We start from the raw sequence: 21929 nt of genomic DNA on the forward strand, positions 1-21929 counted from the left end.
GTATCAAGGCGAGGCGTTAGCGCCTGGCGTTAATGACACGGCCAGCGGCCGCACGAAACTGGTCGTAAGCACCGCGGGGATTATTCTTGACCAGGTAACCTGAAATCACGGCGAACATATCGGTTGGCACCACGCCCAGCTCATTGGCCATAGGTTGCTGGCAAATATTGTCGACCTGCATAGACTTCACATTGTCGCGAGAAAGTAACTTGATGGGCAACAACTGCATAAAGCTGCCTTGCAGCAAGGACATATTGAGGCTGAGGCCCATGATGGGGCGCTGTACATGGATGGTTTTCATCACCGCCTCCATGATTTGTTGCAAGGTCATAATGGCCGGGCCACCGAGCTCATAGGTTTTACCATAGGTGGCAGGTTCATCCACGGCATTGACCATGGCCGCGGCCACATCTTCTACCCAGATCGGCTGAAACTTGGCTTGCGGCATGGCCAGTGCCAGCACCGGAATCGCTTGAATCAGCTTGGCAAACAGATTGATAAAGCGGTCACGCGTACCAAAAATCACCGACGGCCTGAAAATAGTCACGTGCAGTTTTTTGCTAAACTCAAGCACGGCCTGGTCACCTGCCGCTTTGCTACGCAAATATTCACTCGGCGCACTCACCGCTGCTTGTAACGCGCTCATATGCAACAGGCGCGCAATAGCTAATTCTTCGCATAACTGTGCCACGCGGCGTGGAAACTGGTGGTGCATTTGTTCAAAACCGTTGTCACTGGTTTGATGCAAAATGCCAATCAGATTAATCACCACATCGCTGCCTTGCAGTTGGGTTTTCAGCGCAGCCTGTTCATGGATATCGCACTCAACCACTTGCACATTAGGCAATAAAATCAGGTGCTTGGCCTGCTCACGGCGACGCGTGAGCACCTTCACCTGATAGCCTGCCTGGTCAAGCCTCGCGACCACACTGCTGCCTACAAAACCGCTACCACCTAATACAGTGACTGTCTTCATCATGCTTATTCCTGATTCGTCTTGCAATGAATGATATTGTACCGAAAAACCGCAACGGCACTTAACTGTTGCTTAAACCAAACAATTACTCTTACTCTGAAATACTGATCGTCGTCGTTACGCTTTCACCATCGCTGCTACTACGAGCAGGGATGGTGCCCAAACGTCTTTTAAGTGTCAGCATAGGCAAACCGAGCCTTGGCGCGTACATATGCGCATTCGCCAGCACTTTTTTCACATAATTGCGCGTTTCACTAAACGGGATGGTTTCGGCATAAATGGCGCCCTCTAAAGGTGTGTTGGCCGCCCACCGCCGGGCTCGGCTAGGGCCAGCATTATAAGCAGCGGTCGCCATCACTTCCTGGCCATTAAAGGTATCCAGCGTGTAGCGCATATAGTAAGTCCCCAGATTCACGTTGGTATCAATATCATGCAACATGCCATCGTTGTAACTGCTCCAGCCCAGTTTTTTGGCGATCCACTTGGCCGTCGCAGGCATCACCTGCATCAAGCCGCCCGCACCCACCGACGATTTAGCATAGTGCATAAAGCGGCTTTCCTGGCGAATAATGCCATAGACCCAGGCTTCATCAATGGCGCGGCTACGCGATGCTTTTTGCAAGTAATCCCGATAAGGCGTCGGGTAGCGCAACTCAAAGTTATGCGTGCGACTAGTCTTATCAGCCGCCAGCACAGCGAGGTCATACCAACCCTTGAGTAGGCTATATTGCGCAGCAACGATGCGGGTCGGGTCATCCAGCGCCTCCATCAGATACATCCACTCCAAGCGAGCCTCATAGCGTGCCTCAACATCAAACAGCGCTTCCATACGCTTAACGACAGGCTGTTTGGCAAATTGGCGCACTTCTTCGTCAGTAGGCTGGTAGGTTGTCATCGGCTCACTTGCCACCGGCCCTAAATCTTCTGCGGCCAGCCAGCCGTAAAAATGTCTTTCTTGCGAAAGCTTGGCCAGTATCAGGTTAGCGTCAGCCACCTGCCCTTTGGCGATCAAGGCACGCGCTTTCCAGTAACGCCAGGTCGATTCTTCCGCCAAGCCTGCAGGCATGTCATTAATCACCTTTAACACCGTGGCCCAGTCTTGCTGGCGCAAGGCACTGCGCACATACCACTCCCATTGCTCACTACTGAGCAAGCTGGCACTCACTTTAGCAAAACCTGGCAGTGCCTCGGGTTCGTGCTTGCGCGCGGCTTCTAGCGCCATATACGCCTGGGCGAGTTGCTTTTCATCGTGATCAAGCAAGCCGCTATATTTTTGATAGCTGGTTTTGGCCACGGCAAGATCCGCCTTGGCCTGACGATGAATGGCGTACAGATACAATGCGCGTGCGTACGGCGAGCGCTCTTGAATGCCGCCTTTTTTTAAGGTCAGCGCCGGGTTTTGCGCCATATCGTCAATTTGCTTCAGCAGGCTGGCATCTGTTTTACTGCTGCGCTTGGCCAATACTTTTGCCAAGCCGGTTTTATTGCTAAACAAGGCATCGCGATACAACGTCAGCAGCAGCTTTTCATCCAGCACGCCCACTTGCTGCAAGGCTTCCAGCATGCCCTGGCAATCGGCGGGTAAATCCTTGCCAGCCAGCAACAGTTTTTTGCCATCTTCATAAGCATTCGGGTCATCCAGCGCAATGCCTGCCTGCACCTGGTAGCACTGGTTGCCAACGTCATTGAGGCTGTAATACATCGGCATTTGCGCACGCATCTCAACAAACTGATCCCAAAACTGCACGCGACCCAGTCGTTTGAGCCACAATTCGCGCACCCGTTGTGATAATAGCGACTCATTGTTTTCCTGCAAAAACGCTTGCACCTGGTAATACGACAATTGATCCATGGTCAGGATCATTTGCCAATATTGCAGATAAGGCAGCAATGGCGAACGGCGCTGCTTAAGCGTTTCGGTCGCCTCGATCAACTGCGGTAAATTTCTGGTCTGGTAAGCCTGTTTTGCCTGTAAATAAATGTCGCCATCCCCAGCGAACACCGTGCCGGTGAGGCCTAGCAAACAAACAGCCAAAATGCGGAGGAGAGAAGTGAGTCTAATCTTCATGTGTCAACAATCACGTAGCTTACGTGATGACAATTAAATTCTGGCCAAGCGACTCAGAAAGAAAAAAAGCAACAGCAGCAGTAATAACACAAAGCCACTACGCCAGACGGTTTTCAGCCAGCGCCAATAACGTGGCTGACCGGTTTGCCATCCCAGTAGCACCAATACCAGTGTACTAAGCGCCAGCACTGTAAATAAAATACGTATCCACCACATATTAATCTGCCTGACGCATTATGCGGGTAACAGTGGCGCCGGACTAAAATAGTCGCGCTGCTTCACAAAGCCAATCGGGGCCTGTGCGTCATTGTCAAACGTGCAATATTCCCAGGCGCTTTCATCTGCCAGCAAGGCACGCAATAGCTGGTTATTCAAGGCATGGCCAGATTTAAAAGCCGTGAATTGACCAAGAATCGGGTAACCCAGAATGTATAAATCACCAATGGCATCGAGCACTTTATGCTTGGCAAACTCGTCGTCATAGCGCAAACCGCCGCCATTGAGGACCTTATATTCGTCCAGCACAATCGCATTATCCAGACTGCCACCTTTAGCTAAGCCATTGGCGCGCAGGTATTCCACCTCGTGCATAAAACCAAACGTGCGGGCACGACTGATTTCATCTACATAGCTCTGGCTATCGTAATCAATGGTCACGGTTTTACCAGAGAACTCAAACACGGGGTGTGCAAAATCAATCGTAAATTCGGCTTTAAAGCCATGGTGCGGCGTAAATTTTGCCCATTTATCGCCATCAGTGACTTCTACCGGTTTGAGAATGCGCACAAACTTTTTCGGCACATCCAGTTCTTGTAGACCAGCTGTCTGCAGCAAATAGATAAACGGCCCCGAACTGCCATCCATGATGGGCACTTCGGCGGCCGTCAGTTCTATCAACACATTATCTACCCCCAAACCAGCGAGGGCAGACATCAAGTGTTCCACGGTAGCAACGCGCGCACCTGAAAACTCTAGGGCGGAGCTCAGGCGAGTGTCATTCACTGCCGTCGGGGCGACCCGCATGGCAGGCGTATCGGGCAAATCGACACGCTGGAACACCACTCCGTGATCGGCGGGCGCAGGTTTGAGCGTCAGGGTGACTTTTTCACCGCTGTGCAGCCCAACGCCGGTGGCGCTGATCGTTTGTTTAAGCGTGCGTTGCTTTAACATGGTTTTCTCTGTGTTAATTAATCACTCTTATTATAAGCCAATCCGTCATCACCAATGAATTAGTCAAGCCAATGGATAGACCAGACCATCATTGATCAAGCAATCAAGGCTAGACGACTAATCAGCTTGTTTACGCAAAAACGCTGGGATGTCGTATTCTTCGATCCCGGAGTTTTTCATTGCTTCTACCTGCGCACGACGGCTGTTGCTGGTAAATACGGCAGGCTCATCCTCTTCAACCACAGTGCTAAAGATAGGCTGGTTAGTCGTACCATCACGCAGGGTCGTCATAACTTTCAACTCAGGCTTGGCCTGGCGCTTACCCACTGAACCGTTCAAACCGGTGGCAACCATGGTCACGCGCAGATTATCGCCCATGCTTTCGTCCATCACATTACCCACGATCACGGTCGCATCTTCTGCAGTGAATTCTTTGATGGTGTTCATCACATCATAGTACTCACGCATTTTGAAACTGCCACTGGCGCTGATATTCACCAACACGCCACGCGCATTGGCCAGGTTGACGTCTTCCAGCAACGGGCTGGCAACCGCTTGCTCAGCAGCAATCCGTGCACGGTTAGGGCCGCTGGCTTCTGCAGAACCCATCATCGCCATGCCCATTTCAGACATCACAGTGCGTACGTCAGCAAAGTCGACGTTGACCATGCCTGGGCAATTGATGATTTCGGCAATGCCAGACACCGCGTTATGCAACACGTCGTTGGCCGCACGGTAAGCTTCTACCACGGTCACGTCTTCGCCCAATACATCCATCAATTTTTCGTTAGGGATAACGATAAGAGAGTCGACATACTGTGAAAGTTCTTCCAGGCCTTCTTGTGCCACTTTGGCGCGCTTGCCTTCAAACGCAAATGGCTTGGTCACCACAGCCACAGTCAAAATACCCATTTCACGCGCGACTTCAGCAATAATCGGTGCAGCACCAGTACCCGTACCACCGCCCATACCGGCCGTAATAAACAGCATGTCAGCGCCATCAATGGTTTCTGCAATACTGTCGCGGTCTTCCAGCGCAGCTTCGCGGCCGATTTCCGGTTTAGCGCCAGCGCCCAGACCTTTAGTGATGTCAGAACCAATTTGCAGCACCACTTTGGCATGGCTCTTTTTCAGCGCCTGCATGTCCGTGTTGGCGCAAATAAACTCAACGCCAGTCACGCTCTTGGTCATCATGTGTTCCACGGCGTTACCACCGCAACCACCGACACCAATCACCTTGATTACGGCGCCGTCATTCTCTTTGTCAAAAATTTCAATCATACTAACCCTCCATTGCCTATTATTTGAGTGATTGGTTTGCCCCGCACACTCGCCCTAAAACAGTTTTAAAAAACAACAAACCCTAAAAATTACCGGTAAACCAACTCTTCATCCGCTCCAGCAGCCTGCCGAATGACCCAGACTGCAAATTACCCACCATTTGTTTTTCTACCTGCTGCTTGGCCATCAGCAACAAGCCTATGCCGGTGGCATAACGTGGATTGCCCACCACTTCGGACAACCCTTCTACATAACGCGGTACGCCCAGGCGCACTGGTGTATGAAAAATCTCTTCGCCCAGCTCGACCATGCCACGCATTTGTGCCGCACCGCCGGTAATCACAATGCCAGAGGCAATCATCGATTCCATGCCACTACGGCGCAGCTCTTGCTGCACAAACTCGTAAATCTCTTCTACGCGGTCTTCAATCACCTCAGTCAGCGCCTGGCAAGACAACTGGCGTGGCTCACGGCCATCGACCGCAGGCACTTCCACCACTTCACGCGGGTCAGCCAACTGGCGCAAGGCACAGCCGTGCTTCACTTTAATTTCCTCAGCTGACTGCGTAGGCGTGCGCAACGCCACTGCAATGTCATTAGTGATCTGGTCACCGGCAATTGGGATCACCGCGGTATGACGAATGGCGCCATTTTTAAATACCGCCAGATCAGTCGTGCCGCCACCGATATCCACCAGGCACACACCCAACTCTTTTTCATCGTCGGTAAGTACAGATTCGCTCGAGGCCAATGGCTGCAAAATGAGGTCGCTCACCTCCAGGCCGCAGCGCTTGATGCACTTGACGATGTTTTGTGCTGCCGCAATCGCGCCGGTCACAATATGCACCCGCACCTCAAGACGGATGCCGCTCATGCCCAATGGCTCGCGCACATCCTCCTGGCCGTCGATAATGAACTCCTGGGTCAGAATGTGCAGAATCTGCTGGTCGGCTGGCAAAGCAATCGCGCGGGCGGTTTCTACCACGCGGTCGATGTCCATTTGCGAGACTTCGCTCTCTTTAATTTTCACCATGCCATGTGAGTTCAGGCTTTTGATGTGGCTACCAGCAATGCCTGAATACACGGTGTTAATTTTGCAATCGGCCATCAACTCGACTTCTTCAATCGCACGCTGAATTGCCTGCATGGTGGAGTCAATATTCACCACCACGCCTTTTTTCAAGCCACGGGAAGCATGTTGCCCGACACCAATCACCTTCAATGTGCCTTCGGGCAAAATCTCGGCCGCAATCGCCACGATTTTGGAGGTGCCGATATCCAGCCCCACAATTAAATTTTTATCTTCTCTGACTCTACTCATGTCTCTTCCTTGACCTTTTTCTGGCAGTCTTATTCTTAAGCGCCACTACGCGGCATGCGCAAGGCAAAGCCGTTGGGATAACGCAAATCGGCATAACGCCAGTCACTTTCCGCGATACTTGCCTGCTGCCGATATGCCGACACAAACTGTTGTAATCGCTGCTTGGCCGCTTCACGGCCCAGCATCATTTGTCGACCATCCACGGTCTTAATTTCCCAGGCGCGGCGTGAAGACAGGCTTAACTGCTGAATTTGCAGTGGCGTGTCCACCAGCATCTGGGCAAAACTGGCATAGCCTTGTGCCACTTCTTTTATCGCATCGCCCGGGCCGTAAAAAGTCGGTAATTGTTCGTCAGACGCTGCCTGGAACAACTCGCCATGGCGGTTTACCAGCGCCACACCGCCCCAGCGACCCAAGGCCTGATGTTCTTCAATCTGCACCACAATGGTGTCCGGCCATTGGCGGCGTACACTCACCTTGCGCGCCCACGGCAATTTTTCAAACGCGGCACGCGTACGCTGCAAATCCAGCGTGTAAAAATTACCCTTGAGGTATTTGCTCACAATCAACTGAATCTGTTCGTGATTGACGTGATCCAGATTGCCCTCTACCTGCACCTGCTTGACCGGGAAGATAGGCAAATGCAACACCACAAATAACATGGCGTAGAGCAGCATCACCACTGCCAGTGAAAACAGCAGGTTGGCAATCCAGTTCAGCAATGTTGGTCTATCCCACATCAGGCCATTGTCTCCGTTACACCGCGCTCAAGGTTTGTTGCAAAATACGTATCACCAGTGCTTCAAAATCCAGGCCAGCGGCTTTGGCGGCCATTGGCACCAGGCTATGGTCTGTCATGCCCGGGCTGGTATTCACCTCTAAAAAGTAATGTTTACCAGCCTCATCCATCAAAAAGTCGACGCGGCCCCAGCCCTTGCAACCCAGCACCTTAAACGCCTGCAAGGCTTCTGCCTGGATCTGCTTTTCCTGCTCGGCAGACAAGCCGCTCGGGCAGCGATATTCGGTGTCGTCACGCAGGTACTTGGCTTCGTAATCGTAATATTCGTTTTTAGGCACAATGCGCACGATAGGCAGCGCGGTCTCGCCCAAAATACCCACGGTGTATTCGCCACCACCCACAAACTGCTCGGCAATCACCAGCGGGTCTGACTGTTTGGCCAGGGCGTAAGCGGCAATTAAATCGCCCGCCTGCTTGACTTTGCTCACGCCTATGCTGGAGCCTTCATTGGCCGGTTTTACAAACAGCGGCAAACCAAGCGCCGTGACCACATTTTCGGCATGTGTGCTGTCATCCATCAGCACATAGTTAGGCGTGGTCACGCCAGCGGCTGTCCACAGCAATTTGGTGCGCCATTTATCCATGCCCAGCGCAGAGGCCATCACGCCGCTGCCGGTGTATGGAATATCCATCAGCTCCAGCGCACCTTGAATGGTGCCGTCTTCGCCATAGCGGCCATGCAAGGCAATAAAGGCACGATCAAATGCTTTGAGGGCAGACAGGTCTTGGCTGGCTGGGTCAAATGCGTGTGCATCCACGCCTTGACGTTGCAACGCCGCCAATACGGCAGAGCCACTTTTGAGCGACACTTCGCGCTCGCCAGAACGGCCGCCAAATAATACCGCGACCTTGCCAAATGACTGTTGACCTCTACTCATGCTTTTAAAACACCTTCCCCAATGACTTTAACTTCCTGTATTAATGCCACGCCCTGCTTGGTATGCACCGTCGCTTTGACATACTCAATCAAGGCCTCAATATCTGCTGCTGTGGCATGCCCCAGATTCACAATAAAATTGGCATGTTTTTCCGACACTTGTGCGCCACCGACGGTACTGCCTTTTAAGCCGGAGGCTTCAATCAAGCGGGCCGCAAAATCGCCTTCAGGGTTTCTAAACGTCGACCCTGCGCTCGGCATATTCAGTGGCTGGCTCGCCAGGCGTTTTGCCAGCAACTGTTTAATCTGTTCGGCAGAAGCTTTGCCATCGCCTGCGGGCACCGCAAACCAGCCACCCAAAAACCACTCATCCGCCGCCGGATGCTCAACGTGGCGATAAGTCGGCTGGTATTCAGCCCGCGCCCGCACTTGTACCTCACCGGTGCGATTAATCGTTTTTACTTCATCTACCCACTGCCAGGTTTCGCCGCCATAACAGCCTGCATTCATCGCCAATGCCCCTCCCACCGTGCCCGGAATACCCGCCATAAATTCGGCACCGGCGCGATTGTGGCTGGCAGCAAAGCGGGCCAGCTTGGCGCAGGTAACACCGGCATCGGCATACACACGCTCACCTTGCATTTCCAGCGTTTGCAAGGCCTGATGCATGACGACGACCGTGCCACGTACACCACCATCACGCACTAGCAAGTTACTGCCTAAACCAATAAAAGTGAGCGGCTCGCTCGCAGGCAGTTGCTGCAAAAACTGCTGCAAATGCGCAACACTATCGGCCAGTACCAGGCGATCTGCCGGGCCACCGACGCGCCAGCTGGTATAACGTGCCAATGGCTCGTTATGCAGCACTTGCAGACCTGTTGCTTTTAACCCTGAGGCGCTCATACGTTGGCCAACTCCCTGGTTTTGGCGGCGACGCTACCGATATTGCCAGCGCCCATCACCACCACCACATCCCCTGGCTGCACACTCTCCAGGATGGTGACAGGCAACTCATCGGTGGTTTCTACAAACCGTGGCTCGACCTTGCCATTGACGCGAATGGCACGAATCAGGCTACGCGTATCGGCAGCCACAATGGGCGCTTCGCCTGCGCTGTAAACTTCGGTCAGTAACAAGGCATCCACGGTAGATAACACTTTGACGAAATCTTCAAAGCAGTCACGCGTACGTGTATAGCGGTGGGGCTGAAACGCCAGTACCAGCCGACGATCAGGAAACGCACCACGCGCCGCTGCAATCACCGCCTGCATTTCAATCGGGTGATGACCGTAGTCATCCACCAGCGTGAAATGGCCACCGTTGACCGGGATTTCGCCATAACGCTCAAAGCGACGACCCACGCCACGAAACTCAGCCAGCGCTTTCAAAATCGCGGCATCCGGCACATTCAACTCCGTGGCAATCGCAATCGCTGCCAGTGCATTAAGCACATAGTGATGGCCGGGCAAATTCAGCGTCACTTCGTTGCGCACGGTAATGCCGTTTTTACGCACCAACGTAAAATGCATCTTGCCGTGATCAGCGACGATATTTTCAGCGCGAATCGCCGCCTCTTCATGGGTGCCATAAGTCGTCACCGGACGTGTCACGCGCGGCAGGATTTCACGCACATTGGCATCATCAATGCACAACACCGCCATGCCCCAGAATGGAATTTGCTGTAAAAATTCAACGAACGCAGTTTTGAGCTTTTCAAAACTGTGTTCATAGGTGTCCATATGGTCCTGGTCGATATTGGTCACCACCGCCATGATCGGTGTCAGATGCAAGAAAGACGCATCTGACTCGTCGGCTTCGACCACGATCCACTCACCAGTGCCCAGGCGCGCATTGGCGCTGGCAGCTTCCAGCTTGCCACCAATGACAAAGGTCGGGTCCATATCAGCCTCGGCCAGAATGCTGGCGATCAGGCTAGTGGTGGTGGTTTTGCCATGCGTACCCGCCACCGCAATGCCCTGTTTAAAGCGCATCAACTCAGCCAGCATCACTGCACGTGGAATCACCGGCACTTTGCGCGCACGCGCAGCAATAATTTCCGGGTTTTCTTCATTAATCGCACTGGAGACCACCACCACATCGGCATCATTCAGATGCTCGGTTGCATGGCCCTGAAACACGGTCGCGCCAAACCCTTGCAGGCGCTTGGTGGTGGCATTGCTGGCCAGGTCAGAGCCGCTGACTTCAAAATCCAGATTCAGCAATACTTCGGCAATGCCGCTCATGCCTGAGCCGCCAATACCGATAAAGTGAATTTTTTTAACTTTATGTTTCATACTGAACCCGGTGTTCCTTTTTTATTGCCTGCCGCCAGTTGCTGGCAAATATCTGCAACTTGTTGAGTCGCTTGCGGTTTGGCCAGCACACGCGCTTTTTGCGCCATCATCAAGCAAGTCGGTCTATCCAGCGTTTGCAAGGTGGCTGCCAATTGCGCTACATCCATATCACGTTGCTGTATCAGCAAGGCCGCACCAGCCTGCTGCAAGTAAGCGGCATTGGTGGTTTGGTGGTCATCCACCGCAAACGGAAACGGCACCAGAATACTGGCGGCGCCCACATTGGCTAACTCAGCCACCGTCAATGCCCCTGCGCGGCAAATCACCAAATCGGCCCAGGCATATACCTCTGCCATATCATGGATAAAAGCACGGCAATCTGCGGCCACGCCAGCATCGGCATAAGCTTTTTTCAACGCTTCAAACTGTTTTTCGCCCGCCTGGTGAATAATCTGCGGCCGGGTATTCACTGGCAATTGTGCAAACGCCTGTGGCAGCAATGTATTCAACGCCACCGCGCCCAGGCTACCGCCCACCACTAACACGCGCAGCACACCGTGATGCTCGGCAAAACGCTGCTCTGGCGTGGGCAAGGTCGTAATGCCTTCGCGCACCGGATTACCGACCATCTCGCCTTGTGTGCCCAAAGCACCTGGGAAACCGGTTAATACACGGCTAGCGATCTTGGCCAGCACTTTATTGGTCAGGCCCGCAATGGAGTTTTGCTCATGAATCACCAGCGGCACACCGGCCAGTTTAGCCATCACGCCGCCAGGAAAAGCCGCAAACCCGCCCATGCCCAACACCACATCTGGTTGATGTTGGCGGATGGCCTGCCTGGCTTGTGCAAATGCGCGTGCCAGCTTCACCGGCAACGTCAGCCAGCCCAGCAGGCCTTTGCCACGCACGCCGCGCATGGTCATCATCGCTTTTTCATAATGCTTGTCAGCGATGAGGCGGTTTTCCATGCCACCCTCAGTCGCCAGCCAAACAATTTTCCAGCCTTGCGCATGTAGTGCATCGGCTACGGCCATCGCTGGATACACATGGCCACCAGTGCCGCCTGCCATCACCATTAATGTCTGTTGGCGACTCATGTCTGCAAGCCTTTCTGCAAACGGCGGTTCTCAAAGTCAATACGCAACAGCACAGACATCGCGATGCAATTGGCCAAAATGCCGCTACCGCCGTAAGACAACAGCGGCAATGTCAGGCCCTTGGTTGGCAACAGACCCATGTTGACGCCCATATTGATAAAACCCTGCACGCCCATCCACACGCCAATGCCTTGTGCCAGCAACGCGGCGTAATAGCGTTCGTTCGCCACTGCCTCTTTGGCGATACTAAAAGCGCGAATGACCAGCCAGGCAAACAGCAACACCACCACCAACACGCCGACATAACCCAGCTCTTCGGCCACCACTGCCAGCAAGAAGTCGGTATGCGCCTCTGGCAAATACAGCAATTTTTCGACGCTGCCACCAAGGCCTACGCCCCAGAATTCACCACGACCAAACGCGATCAGCGCATGCGATAACTGGTAACCAGTATCAAATGGATCATCAAACGGGTTCAAAAACCCTTTCATACGCTCTAGGCGATAAGGCTCCATCACCACCAGGCCAAATACGGCCAATGGCAAAGCGCCCAGCATGGCAATAAACACCTTGAGATTGACGCCGCCCAGCCACATGATGGAGAACGCAATTGAGGCGGTGACGGCGAATGCCCCGAAATCGGGCTCTTTAAGCAGTAGCACGCCAACAAACACCATCACGCCCAGCATGGGCAAAAATCCTTTTTTAATACTGTGCATATTGCTGGCCTTGCGCACAGCATAGTCCGAGGCATACATGGCAATAAACAGCTTCATGAGTTCTGACGGTTGCAGGTTCATGATGAGGAGCGAGATCCAGCGACGGCTACCGTTAACCACTTTACCGATGCCTGGAATCAACACCATGATCAGCAAGACAATGCCCATGATGAATAGATAAGGCGACATTTTTTGCCACCAGGCCATCGGGATCTGAAACACAATCACAGCGGCCACCAGGCCAACGACGATATACAAAGCCTGGCGCAACAGAAAATAAGTACTGTTATGGCCGAACATCTTGCTTGAATCAGCATAAGCAATCGAAGCCGAGTACACCATGACCATGCCGAAAGCCAGCAAGGACAACACCACCCACAGCAGCGACACATCGTAGCTGGGGGAGTTATAGCGCTCACGGTTCATCATCAACGGGCCAAGCATGCGGCCTCCATGGCTTTAACAGCCTCAACAAACACCTCGGCCCTGTGCTCGTAATTGCGGAACATATCAAAACTGGCACACGCGGGTGACAGCAACACGGCATCGCCTGCTTCGGCCAGTGTTCTGGCAATATGTACTGCCGCAGTTAAATCGACGGCATCGACCACAGGCAATTGCAAATTGTGCAAGACCTGCTGGATTTTTGGCGCATCGCGACCGATCAACACCACGGCTCTGGCATGATGCAACACCGCTTCGCGCAACGGGTTAAAGTCCTGACCCTTGCCATCGCCACCGGCGATTAACACTACTTTTTGTGGTTTGCCATGCTTGAGCATGCCGCTAATCGCCGCGCAGGTGGCACCAACATTAGTGCCTTTTGAGTCATCGTAAAAATCAACATCTTCAATGCTTGCCACCCACTCCACACGATGTGGCAAGCCGACAAAAGATTGCACGGTATGCAAGATAGAGACTTTGTCGATGCCAATTGCTTGTGTCAGCGCGATGGCCGCCAGCGCGTTGGCAATATTGTGCTTGCCGCGAATCTGCAAGCTGTCCGCTTCAATATAGTGACGGTAGCCGGCACATAACCAGCCTGCATCATTGAGGCCATAATCATTGATGGTAGGCGCCGGGTTCACGCCAAACGAGACTTGCGGTAACTGGCCGGCCAACGCGGCGCTGGCCGGGTCATCACGATTCACCACCGCAATGCGGGCGTGCTGATAAATGCGTGCCTTGGCTTGCGCATAGTCATCCATGCCGTCGTAGCGATCCATATGATCTTCAGACAAATTGAGTACCGTCGCGGCATCTACCTGGAGCTGGTGGATGGTTTCCAACTGAAAACTGGACAACTCCAGCACGTAGACATCTGGTGCCGTCATCTGCAAGGTATCCAGCACCGGCAAGCCGATATTGCCAGCGACGATGGTATTCAAGCCCGCCTGCTTGCAGATTTCACCTACCAGTGAGGTGACAGTGGTTTTACCATTGGAGCCGGTAATCGCAATCACCTTGGCATAAGGGGCACGAAAGCGTGCAAACAGCTCAACATCACCGACAACCAGCCTGCCCTGCGCCAGCAATTGCGCAATCACCGGCTCTTTGAGTGAGACGCCAGGGCTTGCCACAATCAAGTCCATGCCAGATAACAAAGCGTAGTTAAAAGGCCCCAGGTGGCACTCCACCTCTGGAAACTCTGTTTGCAGGCGATCAAGCCCCGCCGGGTGCGGACGTGAGTCGAACATCACTGCGTCTGCGCCCATATGGTGCAGCCAGCGCAAGGCAGAGAAACCGGTGTCACCCAGTCCCAGTACCGCAATACGCTGTTGTTCAAACTGTTTTTTCATGTTCGAGCCCGACAAATCTATTCCGTGTTATCTCAGTTTCAATGTTGAAAGACCGACCAGCACCAACATCATGGTGATAATCCAGAAGCGCACGACCACCTGCGTTTCTTTCCAGCCTTTTTGTTCGTAGTGATGATGCAACGGCGCCATTAAAAAGATGCGCTTACCGGTGCCGGTCATCTTTTTGGTGTATTTGAAATACAGCACCTGCGCAGCCACAGAGAAGGTCTCGACCACAAACACGCCGCCCATGATGAACAACACGATTTCCTGACGCACAATCACCGCCACCACCCCCAGTGCAGCACCGAGTGCCAATGCGCCGACATCACCCATAAACACTTCTGCCGGATAAGCGTTAAACCACAAAAAGCCTAAGCCAGCGCCTGCCATGGCTGCGCAAAACACCATCAGCTCACTGGCGCCCGCCACATAAGGAATGCCCAGATATTTGGAAAACACCGCATGGCCGGCCACATAAGAAAAAATCGCCAGCGCACTACCCACCATCACGGTTGGCAGTGTTGCCAGGCCATCCAGGCCGTCGGTCAGGTTGACGGCGTTACTGCTGCCCACAATCACCAGGTAGGTCAGCACAATGAAACCCACGGCGCCCAAAGGCAACACCAGATGCTTAAAGAAAGGCACGATGAGGGTGGTTTCAACCGGTGTGGTGGCCGTTGCGTATAAAAACCCTGCAACCCCCAAACCCACCAGGCTTTGCCAGAAATATTTGGCTTTAGCAGACAAGCCTTTAGGGTTTTTGTAGACCACTTTGCGGTAATCATCGACCCAGCCAACCGCGCCAAAACCCAGCGTGGTGATTAACACGACCCAGATAAAGCGGTTATGCAGGTTGCCCCAGAGCAAAGTCGAAATCGAAATCGCCACCAGAATCAACGCGCCGCCCATGGTTGGCGTACCAGCCTTCACCAAATGTGTTTGCGGGCCATCATCGCGCACCGCCTGGCCGACTTTGTATTCAGTCAGTTTGCGGATCATGGTTGGCCCCACCATAAATGAAATCGCCAATGCGGTCAGCGTCGCCAGGACGGCACGAAAAGTGATGTAATTGAAGACATGGAATCCATGTACATCCGCTGCCAGCCATTTCGTCAGTTCAAATAACATAAGCTTTCCTATTTCCCCACCAATTCAGTGGCTTGTGATTCCACTAACGCATTCACGACACGTTCCATTTGCATAAAGCGCGAGCCTTTAACCAACACGACATCATCTGCTGTTGTCTCTGCCTGTAACGCGGCCACCAGGGCTTCAACAGTCGCAAAATGCTGCGCCTGTGCACCAAACTCCTGCACAGCAGCTTGTGTAAACTTGCCCAACGTATACAAGCGGCTAATACCACTTGCTTTGGCATAATGGCCAACCTGCGCATGCATGGCTTCGGCATCCGCACCCAGCTCACCCATGTCGCCCATCACAAACACCGTACTGGTGCCTGCGGTTTTTAATACATCGAGAGCAGCCTTCATTGAGTCAGGGTTCGCGTTGTAGGTGTCATCAATCAGCTTGGCGCCGTTGGCTGCTGTTTTCTGCTGCAAGCGCCCTTTGACCCCGGCAAACCCCTGCAAACCCTGGGCAACTTCTGCCAGACTCGCGCCAGCCGCCAGGCTCGCAGCCGCAGCCGCCAATGCGTTCATAACGTTATGCGCGCCAGGCACTGCCAGCGTTAGCGTGATTGTTTCGCCTTGATAATGCAGCCTGAAGGTTGAATCGGTGCCCAGCACTTCGCCGCGCACATCGGCCGCTGCATGCAGACCAAAACTCAACACGCGACGTGCCTGATTCAAGTCACGCCAGCCTTGTGCAAACTCGCTATCGGCATTAATCACGGCAATGCCGTCATCACTCAAACCGGCAAAAATCTCGCCCTTGGCCTTGGCAATGTTTGCGCGTGAACCCAGCTCGCCAATATGTGCAGTACCCGCATTGTTAATCACGGCCACATTGGGGCGTGCCAGGCGAGTCAGGTAGTCAATCTCGCCCAAATGATTCATGCCCATCTCGATCACGGCACAACGGTGCTCCGCACGCAAACGCAGCAATGTCAGCGGCATACCAATATCGTTATTAAAATTACCGGCAGTGGCCAACACGTTGTCAGCCCCGCCAACATGCTCCTGCATGATGGCGGCGATCATTTCTTTGGTCGTGGTTTTACCATTGCTGCCGGTCACGGCGATCAGTGGCAGAGCCAACTGCTGGCGCCACCAGCTCGCCAACTGCCCCAAGGCCTGACGCGTGTCTTTGACTAGCACCATTGGTAAACGGCTGGCAGCCACCGGCTTGCTCACCAATGCCGCCACAGCGCCTTGTGCAGCCACTTGCGGCAAGAAATCATGACCGTCAAATTTGTCGCCCGGCAAGGCCACAAACAATTGACCGGGCAAGACGCGACGGCTATCGGTATCTACCGACGTCACAGTGACCTCAGCGCCGTGCCCGTTCACAGCATGCAATGTGCCTTGCAATACGTCGGCAATGGTTTGCAGCGAAATCATGCGGGCACCTTTGCTTTTAATACGCTCTTTTTCAACGCGCTTTGCACCCACTCGGCATCGCTAAACGGATAACGGATGCCCTGAATCTCCTGGTAGTCTTCATGGCCTTTGCCTGCCACCAGCACCACATCGCCCTTGCCAGCCTGGCTGACCGCGAACGCGATTGCTTTAGCGCGATCGGTTTCCACCGTCACCTCGCGCGCCATGCCTTCGGCAATCGCCGCGATAATCGCATAAGGGTTTTCAGTGCGTGGATTGTCATTGGTCACGATGACGCTATCAGCCAAGCTATCCGCAATCCGGCCCATTTCGCTACGTTTGCCGCTATCGCGGTCGCCGCCGCAACCAAACACGCAACTTAATTTACCACGTGCCTGCATGCGCAAGGTATCTAGTGCTTTTTCCAGGGCATCCGGGGTATGTGCGTAGTCGACCACCACTAATGGCAAATCACCACCGCCAAACATCTGCATACGACCGGCCACCGGCACCAGGCCAGAAACCGCTTGCAGCGCCGCAGGCAAAGCCACCTCATTCACCAGCAAACAAGCCAGCACAGCCAGCGCGTTATACACATTAAACTGCCCCAGGGCATGCAACTGAATCTCGCCCGTGTCTTGTGCGGTGCGCACCTGAATTTCAAAACCGGTGGCATGCATGGTCACTGCGGTTGCACACACATCTGCTTCTTGATGCAGGCCATAACTCAATACTTTTTTACCTTGCTTGCGCAGGTCTTCAATCAGTGCGCGACCAAACGGATCATCGGCATTAATCACCGCGGCTGACAAGGTTTGCCAGTCAAACAGTTTGCGTTTGGCCGCCTGATAGGCTTCCATCGTCAAGTGGTAGTCCAGATGGTCACGCGTGATATTGGTCAGCACTGCGACATCAAAGGCCACGCCATTGACACGGCCTTGATCAAGGCCATGGGAAGACACTTCCATCGCCACCATACGCACTTCATCCAGCACAAACGTCGCCAGCATTTTCTGCAGCTCTACCGGCCCCGGCGTGGTATTTTGCGTTGGCCGCAAATCATCCAGCGCGCCATTACCCAGCGTGCCTATCACGGCTGATTTCTGCTGCAGAAAACGGTAAGCCTGCGCCAACCAGTGCGTCACGGTGGTTTTACCGTTAGTGCCGGTCACGCCCACGCACCACAACTGCTCAGAAGGGTCTTTGTAAAACTGGCTGGCAATATGCCCAACTTGAGCTTTCAAGTCGGCAATCGCGATGTTGTGCACGGTCCATGCCGGGTTCCATTCGAAACCCTGGCTATCCCAAATCACGGTATTAGCGCCTTTGGCAATCGCATCTTCAATGTAGTCACGACCATCGCTGTGCTGACCCGGGTAAGCGAGAAACAAGCCATGTTTTTCCACCTGGCGGCTATCAGCGGTAATGCCATGCACAGGCGCTGGAATAATATATTTACTCACATCGCCTCCTTCACGTCAGCGGCATCAGCAGGCGCAGCGACTGGCAACGCATGGCCATCCTGCGGCACCACCAGCATACGCAGCACATCATTCATGACCGCGCTAAACACCGGTGCAGCGACAGTGCCGCCGTAATATTCACCATTGCTAGGCTCATCTATCATCACGGCCATAATCAGGCGCGGGTTAGACGCAGGCACCATGCCGACAAAAGAGCCTACGTATTTATCATGCTCATAGCCATGGTCGCCCAGCTTGTGCGCAGTGCCGGTTTTACCAGCCACACGATAACCAGTGACTTGCGCTTTCAACGCGGTGCCGCCTGGCTGCACCACCAGTTCCAGCATATCTTTCACTGAATTAGCCACCTTGGCAGAAAAGACTTGGCGCCCAACTGGCGGCTCGGACAATTTAGTCAATGTTACAGGCAGCAACTCGCCCTCATTGGCAAACACCGTGTAGGCGCGCGCCAATTGCAGCAAAGTCACGCTAATGCCGTGACCATAAGACATGGTTGCCTGCTCAATCGGGCGCCAGGTTTTATAGTCACGCACTTTGCCAGCAGCCTCGCCAGGAAACCCAATTTTGGTCGCGGTACCAAACCCCAGTTGCACATAGGTGTTCCACAATTGCTCACGATTCAAATCGAGCGCCATTTTGGCCGAACCGACATTAGAGGATTTCTGGATCACCTGCGCCACGGTCAGCACCTGATTCGGGTGCGCGTCATGAATGGTGGCAGTGCCTATGCGCAAATAGCCAGGCGCAGTCTGGATTTTGGTATCCGGCTGGTATGGACCAAACTCCATCGCCGCTGCCGCAGTCACCGGTTTCATGGTTGAACCCGGTTCAAAGATATTCACAATTGCCGAGTTACGCAGCTTGCTGGCCACATTAACCGGATTATTGGGGTTGTAAGTCGGGATATTCACCAGCGCCAGCACTTCACCGGTTTTGGCGTCCAGCACCACGGCAGCAGCCGCTTTGGCTTTATGTTTTTCAACCGCGCGCGACAGCTCCCGGTGCACTACATACTGCACGGTACGGTCTATGCTCAACACCAGATCCTGGCCATCATGCGGCAATTTAACCGCCACCAGGTCTTCAACCACGTGGCCTTTGCGGTCACGCACAAAGTCACGCTTGCCGGTGCTGCCAGACAACACGTGGTTACGATAAAGCTCCATGCCTTCAACGCCGGTATCATCCACGCCGGTAAAACCGACGATATGCGCCGTCACTTCTGCCGCTGGGTAGAAGCGTTTGTATTCCTTCTGACTGAATACGCCGGGCACTTTCATCGCCATCACCTGTTTTGCCACATCGGGCGCCACTCTCCGTTTGATATAAACAAATTCTTTTTTCTTTTGCTGCAGCTTCTGCTGCAACTCTTTTGGCCGGATATCCAATAAGGTGGACATTTGCTTCAATTGTCCGGCCGAAATCTGTACATCAGTCGGGTTAGCCCACACCGACTCCACCGGCAAACTGATCGCCAATGGCTTAAAATTGCGGTCGTAAATCTTGCCGCGATGTGGCATCAACACCACCTTGCGCCGCGAAAACGCTTCACCTTTTTTAATCAGGTAGTCTTTATGCAAGGTTTGCAGATAAAAACCGCGCCCCAGCAACAAGACAAAACTCAACAGCAGCAACCCCAGCAGCGTTCTTCTGCGCCAGGCTGGCAATTTCACCAGCTTGTGTTGACTCTCTTTAAGTAGCATGACCATTTACTCGCAATGACTTCGGTTATGGCACTGACGGCACATCAACCATAATCACCTGCGTCTGCTGCATGCTCGGGCTATGCATATGCAAACGCGTGGTTGCAAAGTCTTCCAGCCGCGAATGCATGGCCCAGGTGCTTTGCTCAATCTGCAACTGGTCATATTCAGTCATATACTGCTTGGTCAACACTTCTTGTCTATCCAGCTCAAAATACAGCTTGCGCGCCTTGTATTGTGCCGTCACCACCCCTAAAGCCATGGCGATTGTCAACGCAAACAAAATCAAATTGAGCCGGATCATATTTAAACTATTTACTGCACGCTTGTACGTTCAGCCACGCGCAACACTGCACTGCGTGAACGCACATTGGCCTTCACTTCAGCCGCACTTGGTTTGATCGCACGCCCAACAGACAACATGCGCGGCTGCGGCAACTCGCTGGCACGCACCGGCAACCCTGCTGGCAAGTTATCTCTATCCACTTCTGACTGAATAAAGCGTTTAACGATACGGTCTTCCAGCGAATGAAAGCTGATCACCGCCAAACGACCTTGCGGACGCAGCAGCTGCAAGCAATCTGGCAGCACTAGCGAGAGCTCCTCAAGCTCTTGATTGACGAAAATCCGTAAAGCTTGAAATGTGCGCGTTGCAGGGTTCTGGCCCGGCTCAATCTTTGGGATGGCGCCTGCCACGATCTTGGCAAGTTGCCCTGTAGTGGTGATGGCATGCCCATCTTCGCGCTCTTTAACAATCGCCCTTGCAACCTGCTTAGCAAACCGTTCTTCACCATAATCCCTAATCACCTCAACCAATTGTTTTTCAGTCATCGTCGCCAGCCACTCTGCGGCGGTTTTGCCTCGACTTTGATCCATGCGCATATCCAGCGGGCCGTCGAAACGGAAGCTAAACCCACGCACACCCTCATCAATTTGCGGTGACGAAATGCCCAAATCGAGCAAAATGCCGTCTACCGCCTGTACACCTAACTCAGCCAACACCGTTGCCATGGCAGAAAAATGGGCATGCACCATCGTAAAACGCGCATCGGCAATCATTTGCCCATGCGCCACTGCCGCCAGATCGCGGTCCAAGCCGATCAAGCGTCCTTTGCTACCTAATTTGGAAAGTATGAGGCGACTATGTCCACCACGACCAAAGGTGCCATCGACATACACCCCGTCGGCCTGTACGCCCAAGCCGTCCACCGCTTCATGCAATAACACGGTGATATGACTGGCGGCGACTGGTGACTCTGACGTTTCCGTCAAGGACGCGGGCGCTGACTTCGCGCCCCGCGTCATAGCGAGAATCCTTCTAGCTCTTGCGGTATCTGCAGTTGGTCGGTCGCCATCAGGCTCTCTAACTGCTGATCCCATGCCGCCAGATCCCACAGCTCAAAATGACTACCTTGCCCGACCATCATCACGTCTTTATCGAGCTTGGCAAACTTGCGCAGCACGGCATTCACCAGCAAACGACCGGCAGAGTCCAGATGCATCACATCTGCCTGACCAACAATCATGCGTTGAATACCACTGGTTTGAGGATTAAAACTGGACAAACTGGTCAGCTTGGTTTCAATCGGCTCCCACGCTGCCTGGGGATACAAAATCAGACAACGATGCGGGTGCGCCGTGAGTACGACCTCACCCTGCCCACCAGCCGTCAGGGCGTCACGATGCTTGGCCGGCACACTGAGCCGCCCCTTCGCATCTAAACTTAACTGTACCGCCCCGCGAAACATCAATATTGACCTTTATCTACCCATTTTGTTTAAAAGCGGGATAAATCTCCCACAATTCAACACAAAACCACCCTTTTGCACACTATAGATAA

Annotated in this window: 20 protein-coding genes; all 20 read right to left on the minus strand. The window is 53.4% G+C overall.

Annotated elements, in window-relative coordinates:
- Positions 1 to 16: 16 nt before the first annotated feature.
- Complete coding sequence (locus METH5_RS0103765; protein ID WP_029147255.1) at positions 17 to 979, minus strand: complex I NDUFA9 subunit family protein; 963 nt, start codon at positions 977 to 979, stop codon at positions 17 to 19.
- Positions 980 to 1067: 88 nt separating this feature from the next.
- Positions 1068 to 3044: a transglycosylase SLT domain-containing protein gene (locus METH5_RS0103770; protein WP_232410935.1), complete on the minus strand. Its 1977-nt coding sequence runs from the start codon at positions 3042 to 3044 to the stop codon at positions 1068 to 1070.
- 33 nt (positions 3045 to 3077) lie between these two features.
- Positions 3078 to 3260 (minus strand): hypothetical protein, encoded by a 183-nt coding sequence (locus METH5_RS0103775; RefSeq protein ID WP_029147257.1) that lies wholly within the window; start codon positions 3258 to 3260, stop codon positions 3078 to 3080.
- Between the two features lie 18 nt (positions 3261 to 3278).
- Complete coding sequence (lpxC, locus tag METH5_RS0103780) at positions 3279 to 4214, minus strand: UDP-3-O-acyl-N-acetylglucosamine deacetylase (protein WP_029147258.1); 936 nt, start codon at positions 4212 to 4214, stop codon at positions 3279 to 3281.
- A 117-nt stretch (positions 4215 to 4331) separates the two neighbouring features.
- Positions 4332 to 5495 (minus strand): cell division protein FtsZ, encoded by a 1164-nt coding sequence (ftsZ, locus tag METH5_RS0103785; RefSeq protein WP_029147259.1) that lies wholly within the window; start codon positions 5493 to 5495, stop codon positions 4332 to 4334.
- 82 nt (positions 5496 to 5577) lie between these two features.
- The gene (gene ftsA / locus METH5_RS0103790; protein ID WP_029147260.1) at positions 5578 to 6816 is read right to left on the minus strand and encodes a cell division protein FtsA; all 1239 of its coding nucleotides are present in this window, start codon (positions 6814 to 6816) and stop codon (positions 5578 to 5580) included.
- A 35-nt stretch (positions 6817 to 6851) separates the two neighbouring features.
- Positions 6852 to 7556: a cell division protein FtsQ/DivIB gene (locus METH5_RS0103795; RefSeq protein WP_029147261.1), complete on the minus strand. Its 705-nt coding sequence runs from the start codon at positions 7554 to 7556 to the stop codon at positions 6852 to 6854.
- A 16-nt stretch (positions 7557 to 7572) separates the two neighbouring features.
- The gene (locus tag METH5_RS0103800; protein WP_029147262.1) at positions 7573 to 8493 is read right to left on the minus strand and encodes a D-alanine--D-alanine ligase; all 921 of its coding nucleotides are present in this window, start codon (positions 8491 to 8493) and stop codon (positions 7573 to 7575) included.
- Positions 8490 to 9395, minus strand: a complete 906-nt coding sequence (gene murB, locus METH5_RS0103805; RefSeq protein ID WP_029147263.1) for a UDP-N-acetylmuramate dehydrogenase — start codon at positions 9393 to 9395, stop codon at positions 8490 to 8492. The genes METH5_RS0103800 and murB overlap by 4 nt, the downstream gene beginning before the upstream one ends.
- Positions 9392 to 10786: a UDP-N-acetylmuramate--L-alanine ligase gene (gene murC, locus METH5_RS0103810; RefSeq protein WP_029147264.1), complete on the minus strand. Its 1395-nt coding sequence runs from the start codon at positions 10784 to 10786 to the stop codon at positions 9392 to 9394. Before murC ends, murB begins: the two co-directional genes overlap by 4 nt.
- On the minus strand, positions 10783 to 11883 hold the full coding sequence (murG, locus tag METH5_RS0103815) for an undecaprenyldiphospho-muramoylpentapeptide beta-N-acetylglucosaminyltransferase (protein WP_029147265.1): 1101 nt from the start codon (positions 11881 to 11883) through the stop codon (positions 10783 to 10785). The genes murC and murG overlap by 4 nt, the downstream gene beginning before the upstream one ends.
- A complete protein-coding gene (gene ftsW, locus METH5_RS0103820) occupies positions 11880 to 13046 on the minus strand; it encodes a putative lipid II flippase FtsW (protein WP_081726696.1) in 1167 nt (388 codons plus the stop codon). Before ftsW ends, murG begins: the two co-directional genes overlap by 4 nt.
- Positions 13031 to 14401: a UDP-N-acetylmuramoyl-L-alanine--D-glutamate ligase gene (murD, locus tag METH5_RS0103825; protein ID WP_029147267.1), complete on the minus strand. Its 1371-nt coding sequence runs from the start codon at positions 14399 to 14401 to the stop codon at positions 13031 to 13033. The genes ftsW and murD overlap by 16 nt, the downstream gene beginning before the upstream one ends.
- A gap of 27 nt (positions 14402 to 14428) precedes the next feature.
- Positions 14429 to 15532, minus strand: coding sequence for a phospho-N-acetylmuramoyl-pentapeptide-transferase (gene mraY / locus METH5_RS0103830; RefSeq protein ID WP_029147268.1), 1104 nt, complete (start codon positions 15530 to 15532; stop codon positions 14429 to 14431).
- Between the two features lie 8 nt (positions 15533 to 15540).
- Positions 15541 to 16923 (minus strand): UDP-N-acetylmuramoyl-tripeptide--D-alanyl-D-alanine ligase, encoded by a 1383-nt coding sequence (murF, locus tag METH5_RS0103835; protein ID WP_029147269.1) that lies wholly within the window; start codon positions 16921 to 16923, stop codon positions 15541 to 15543.
- Complete coding sequence (locus METH5_RS0103840) at positions 16920 to 18365, minus strand: UDP-N-acetylmuramoyl-L-alanyl-D-glutamate--2,6-diaminopimelate ligase (RefSeq protein WP_029147270.1); 1446 nt, start codon at positions 18363 to 18365, stop codon at positions 16920 to 16922. Before METH5_RS0103840 ends, murF begins: the two co-directional genes overlap by 4 nt.
- A complete protein-coding gene (locus METH5_RS0103845; RefSeq protein WP_029147271.1) occupies positions 18362 to 20095 on the minus strand; it encodes a penicillin-binding protein 2 in 1734 nt (577 codons plus the stop codon). Before METH5_RS0103845 ends, METH5_RS0103840 begins: the two co-directional genes overlap by 4 nt.
- A gap of 19 nt (positions 20096 to 20114) precedes the next feature.
- Positions 20115 to 20393: a cell division protein FtsL gene (gene ftsL / locus METH5_RS0103850; protein WP_029147272.1), complete on the minus strand. Its 279-nt coding sequence runs from the start codon at positions 20391 to 20393 to the stop codon at positions 20115 to 20117.
- A gap of 11 nt (positions 20394 to 20404) precedes the next feature.
- On the minus strand, positions 20405 to 21394 hold the full coding sequence (gene rsmH / locus METH5_RS0103855) for a 16S rRNA (cytosine(1402)-N(4))-methyltransferase RsmH (RefSeq protein ID WP_036307577.1): 990 nt from the start codon (positions 21392 to 21394) through the stop codon (positions 20405 to 20407).
- Positions 21391 to 21837, minus strand: a complete 447-nt coding sequence (mraZ, locus tag METH5_RS0103860) for a division/cell wall cluster transcriptional repressor MraZ (protein ID WP_029147274.1) — start codon at positions 21835 to 21837, stop codon at positions 21391 to 21393. Before mraZ ends, rsmH begins: the two co-directional genes overlap by 4 nt.
- Between the last annotated feature and the right edge of the window lie 92 nt (positions 21838 to 21929).

The organism is Methylophilus sp. 5 (assembly GCF_000515275.1).
Taxonomy (GTDB): domain Bacteria; phylum Pseudomonadota; class Gammaproteobacteria; order Burkholderiales; family Methylophilaceae; genus Methylophilus.

What these genes read in the sequence shown, in the direction of transcription:
- METH5_RS0103765 (WP_029147255.1), bottom strand. Translation starts at nt 979, where the DNA reads ATGATGAAGACAGTCACTGTATTAGGTGGTAGCGGTTTTGTAGGCAGC.
- METH5_RS0103770 (WP_232410935.1), bottom strand. Translation starts at nt 3,044, where the DNA reads ATGAAGATTAGACTCACTTCTCTCCTCCGCATTTTGGCTGTTTGTTTG.
- METH5_RS0103775 (WP_029147257.1), bottom strand. Translation starts at nt 3,260, where the DNA reads ATGTGGTGGATACGTATTTTATTTACAGTGCTGGCGCTTAGTACACTG.
- lpxC (WP_029147258.1), bottom strand. Translation starts at nt 4,214, where the DNA reads ATGTTAAAGCAACGCACGCTTAAACAAACGATCAGCGCCACCGGCGTT.
- ftsZ (WP_029147259.1), bottom strand. Translation starts at nt 5,495, where the DNA reads ATGATTGAAATTTTTGACAAAGAGAATGACGGCGCCGTAATCAAGGTG.
- ftsA (WP_029147260.1), bottom strand. Translation starts at nt 6,816, where the DNA reads ATGAGTAGAGTCAGAGAAGATAAAAATTTAATTGTGGGGCTGGATATC.
- METH5_RS0103795 (WP_029147261.1), bottom strand. Translation starts at nt 7,556, where the DNA reads ATGTGGGATAGACCAACATTGCTGAACTGGATTGCCAACCTGCTGTTT.
- METH5_RS0103800 (WP_029147262.1), bottom strand. Translation starts at nt 8,493, where the DNA reads ATGAGTAGAGGTCAACAGTCATTTGGCAAGGTCGCGGTATTATTTGGC.
- murB (WP_029147263.1), bottom strand. Translation starts at nt 9,395, where the DNA reads ATGAGCGCCTCAGGGTTAAAAGCAACAGGTCTGCAAGTGCTGCATAAC.
- murC (WP_029147264.1), bottom strand. Translation starts at nt 10,786, where the DNA reads ATGAAACATAAAGTTAAAAAAATTCACTTTATCGGTATTGGCGGCTCA.
- murG (WP_029147265.1), bottom strand. Translation starts at nt 11,883, where the DNA reads ATGAGTCGCCAACAGACATTAATGGTGATGGCAGGCGGCACTGGTGGC.
- ftsW (WP_081726696.1), bottom strand. Translation starts at nt 13,046, where the DNA reads ATGCTTGGCCCGTTGATGATGAACCGTGAGCGCTATAACTCCCCCAGC.
- murD (WP_029147267.1), bottom strand. Translation starts at nt 14,401, where the DNA reads ATGAAAAAACAGTTTGAACAACAGCGTATTGCGGTACTGGGACTGGGT.
- mraY (WP_029147268.1), bottom strand. Translation starts at nt 15,532, where the DNA reads ATGTTATTTGAACTGACGAAATGGCTGGCAGCGGATGTACATGGATTC.
- murF (WP_029147269.1), bottom strand. Translation starts at nt 16,923, where the DNA reads ATGATTTCGCTGCAAACCATTGCCGACGTATTGCAAGGCACATTGCAT.
- METH5_RS0103845 (WP_029147271.1), bottom strand. Translation starts at nt 20,095, where the DNA reads ATGGTCATGCTACTTAAAGAGAGTCAACACAAGCTGGTGAAATTGCCA.
- ftsL (WP_029147272.1), bottom strand. Translation starts at nt 20,393, where the DNA reads ATGATCCGGCTCAATTTGATTTTGTTTGCGTTGACAATCGCCATGGCT.
- rsmH (WP_036307577.1), bottom strand. Translation starts at nt 21,394, where the DNA reads ATGACGCGGGGCGCGAAGTCAGCGCCCGCGTCCTTGACGGAAACGTCA.
- mraZ (WP_029147274.1), bottom strand. Translation starts at nt 21,837, where the DNA reads ATGTTTCGCGGGGCGGTACAGTTAAGTTTAGATGCGAAGGGGCGGCTC.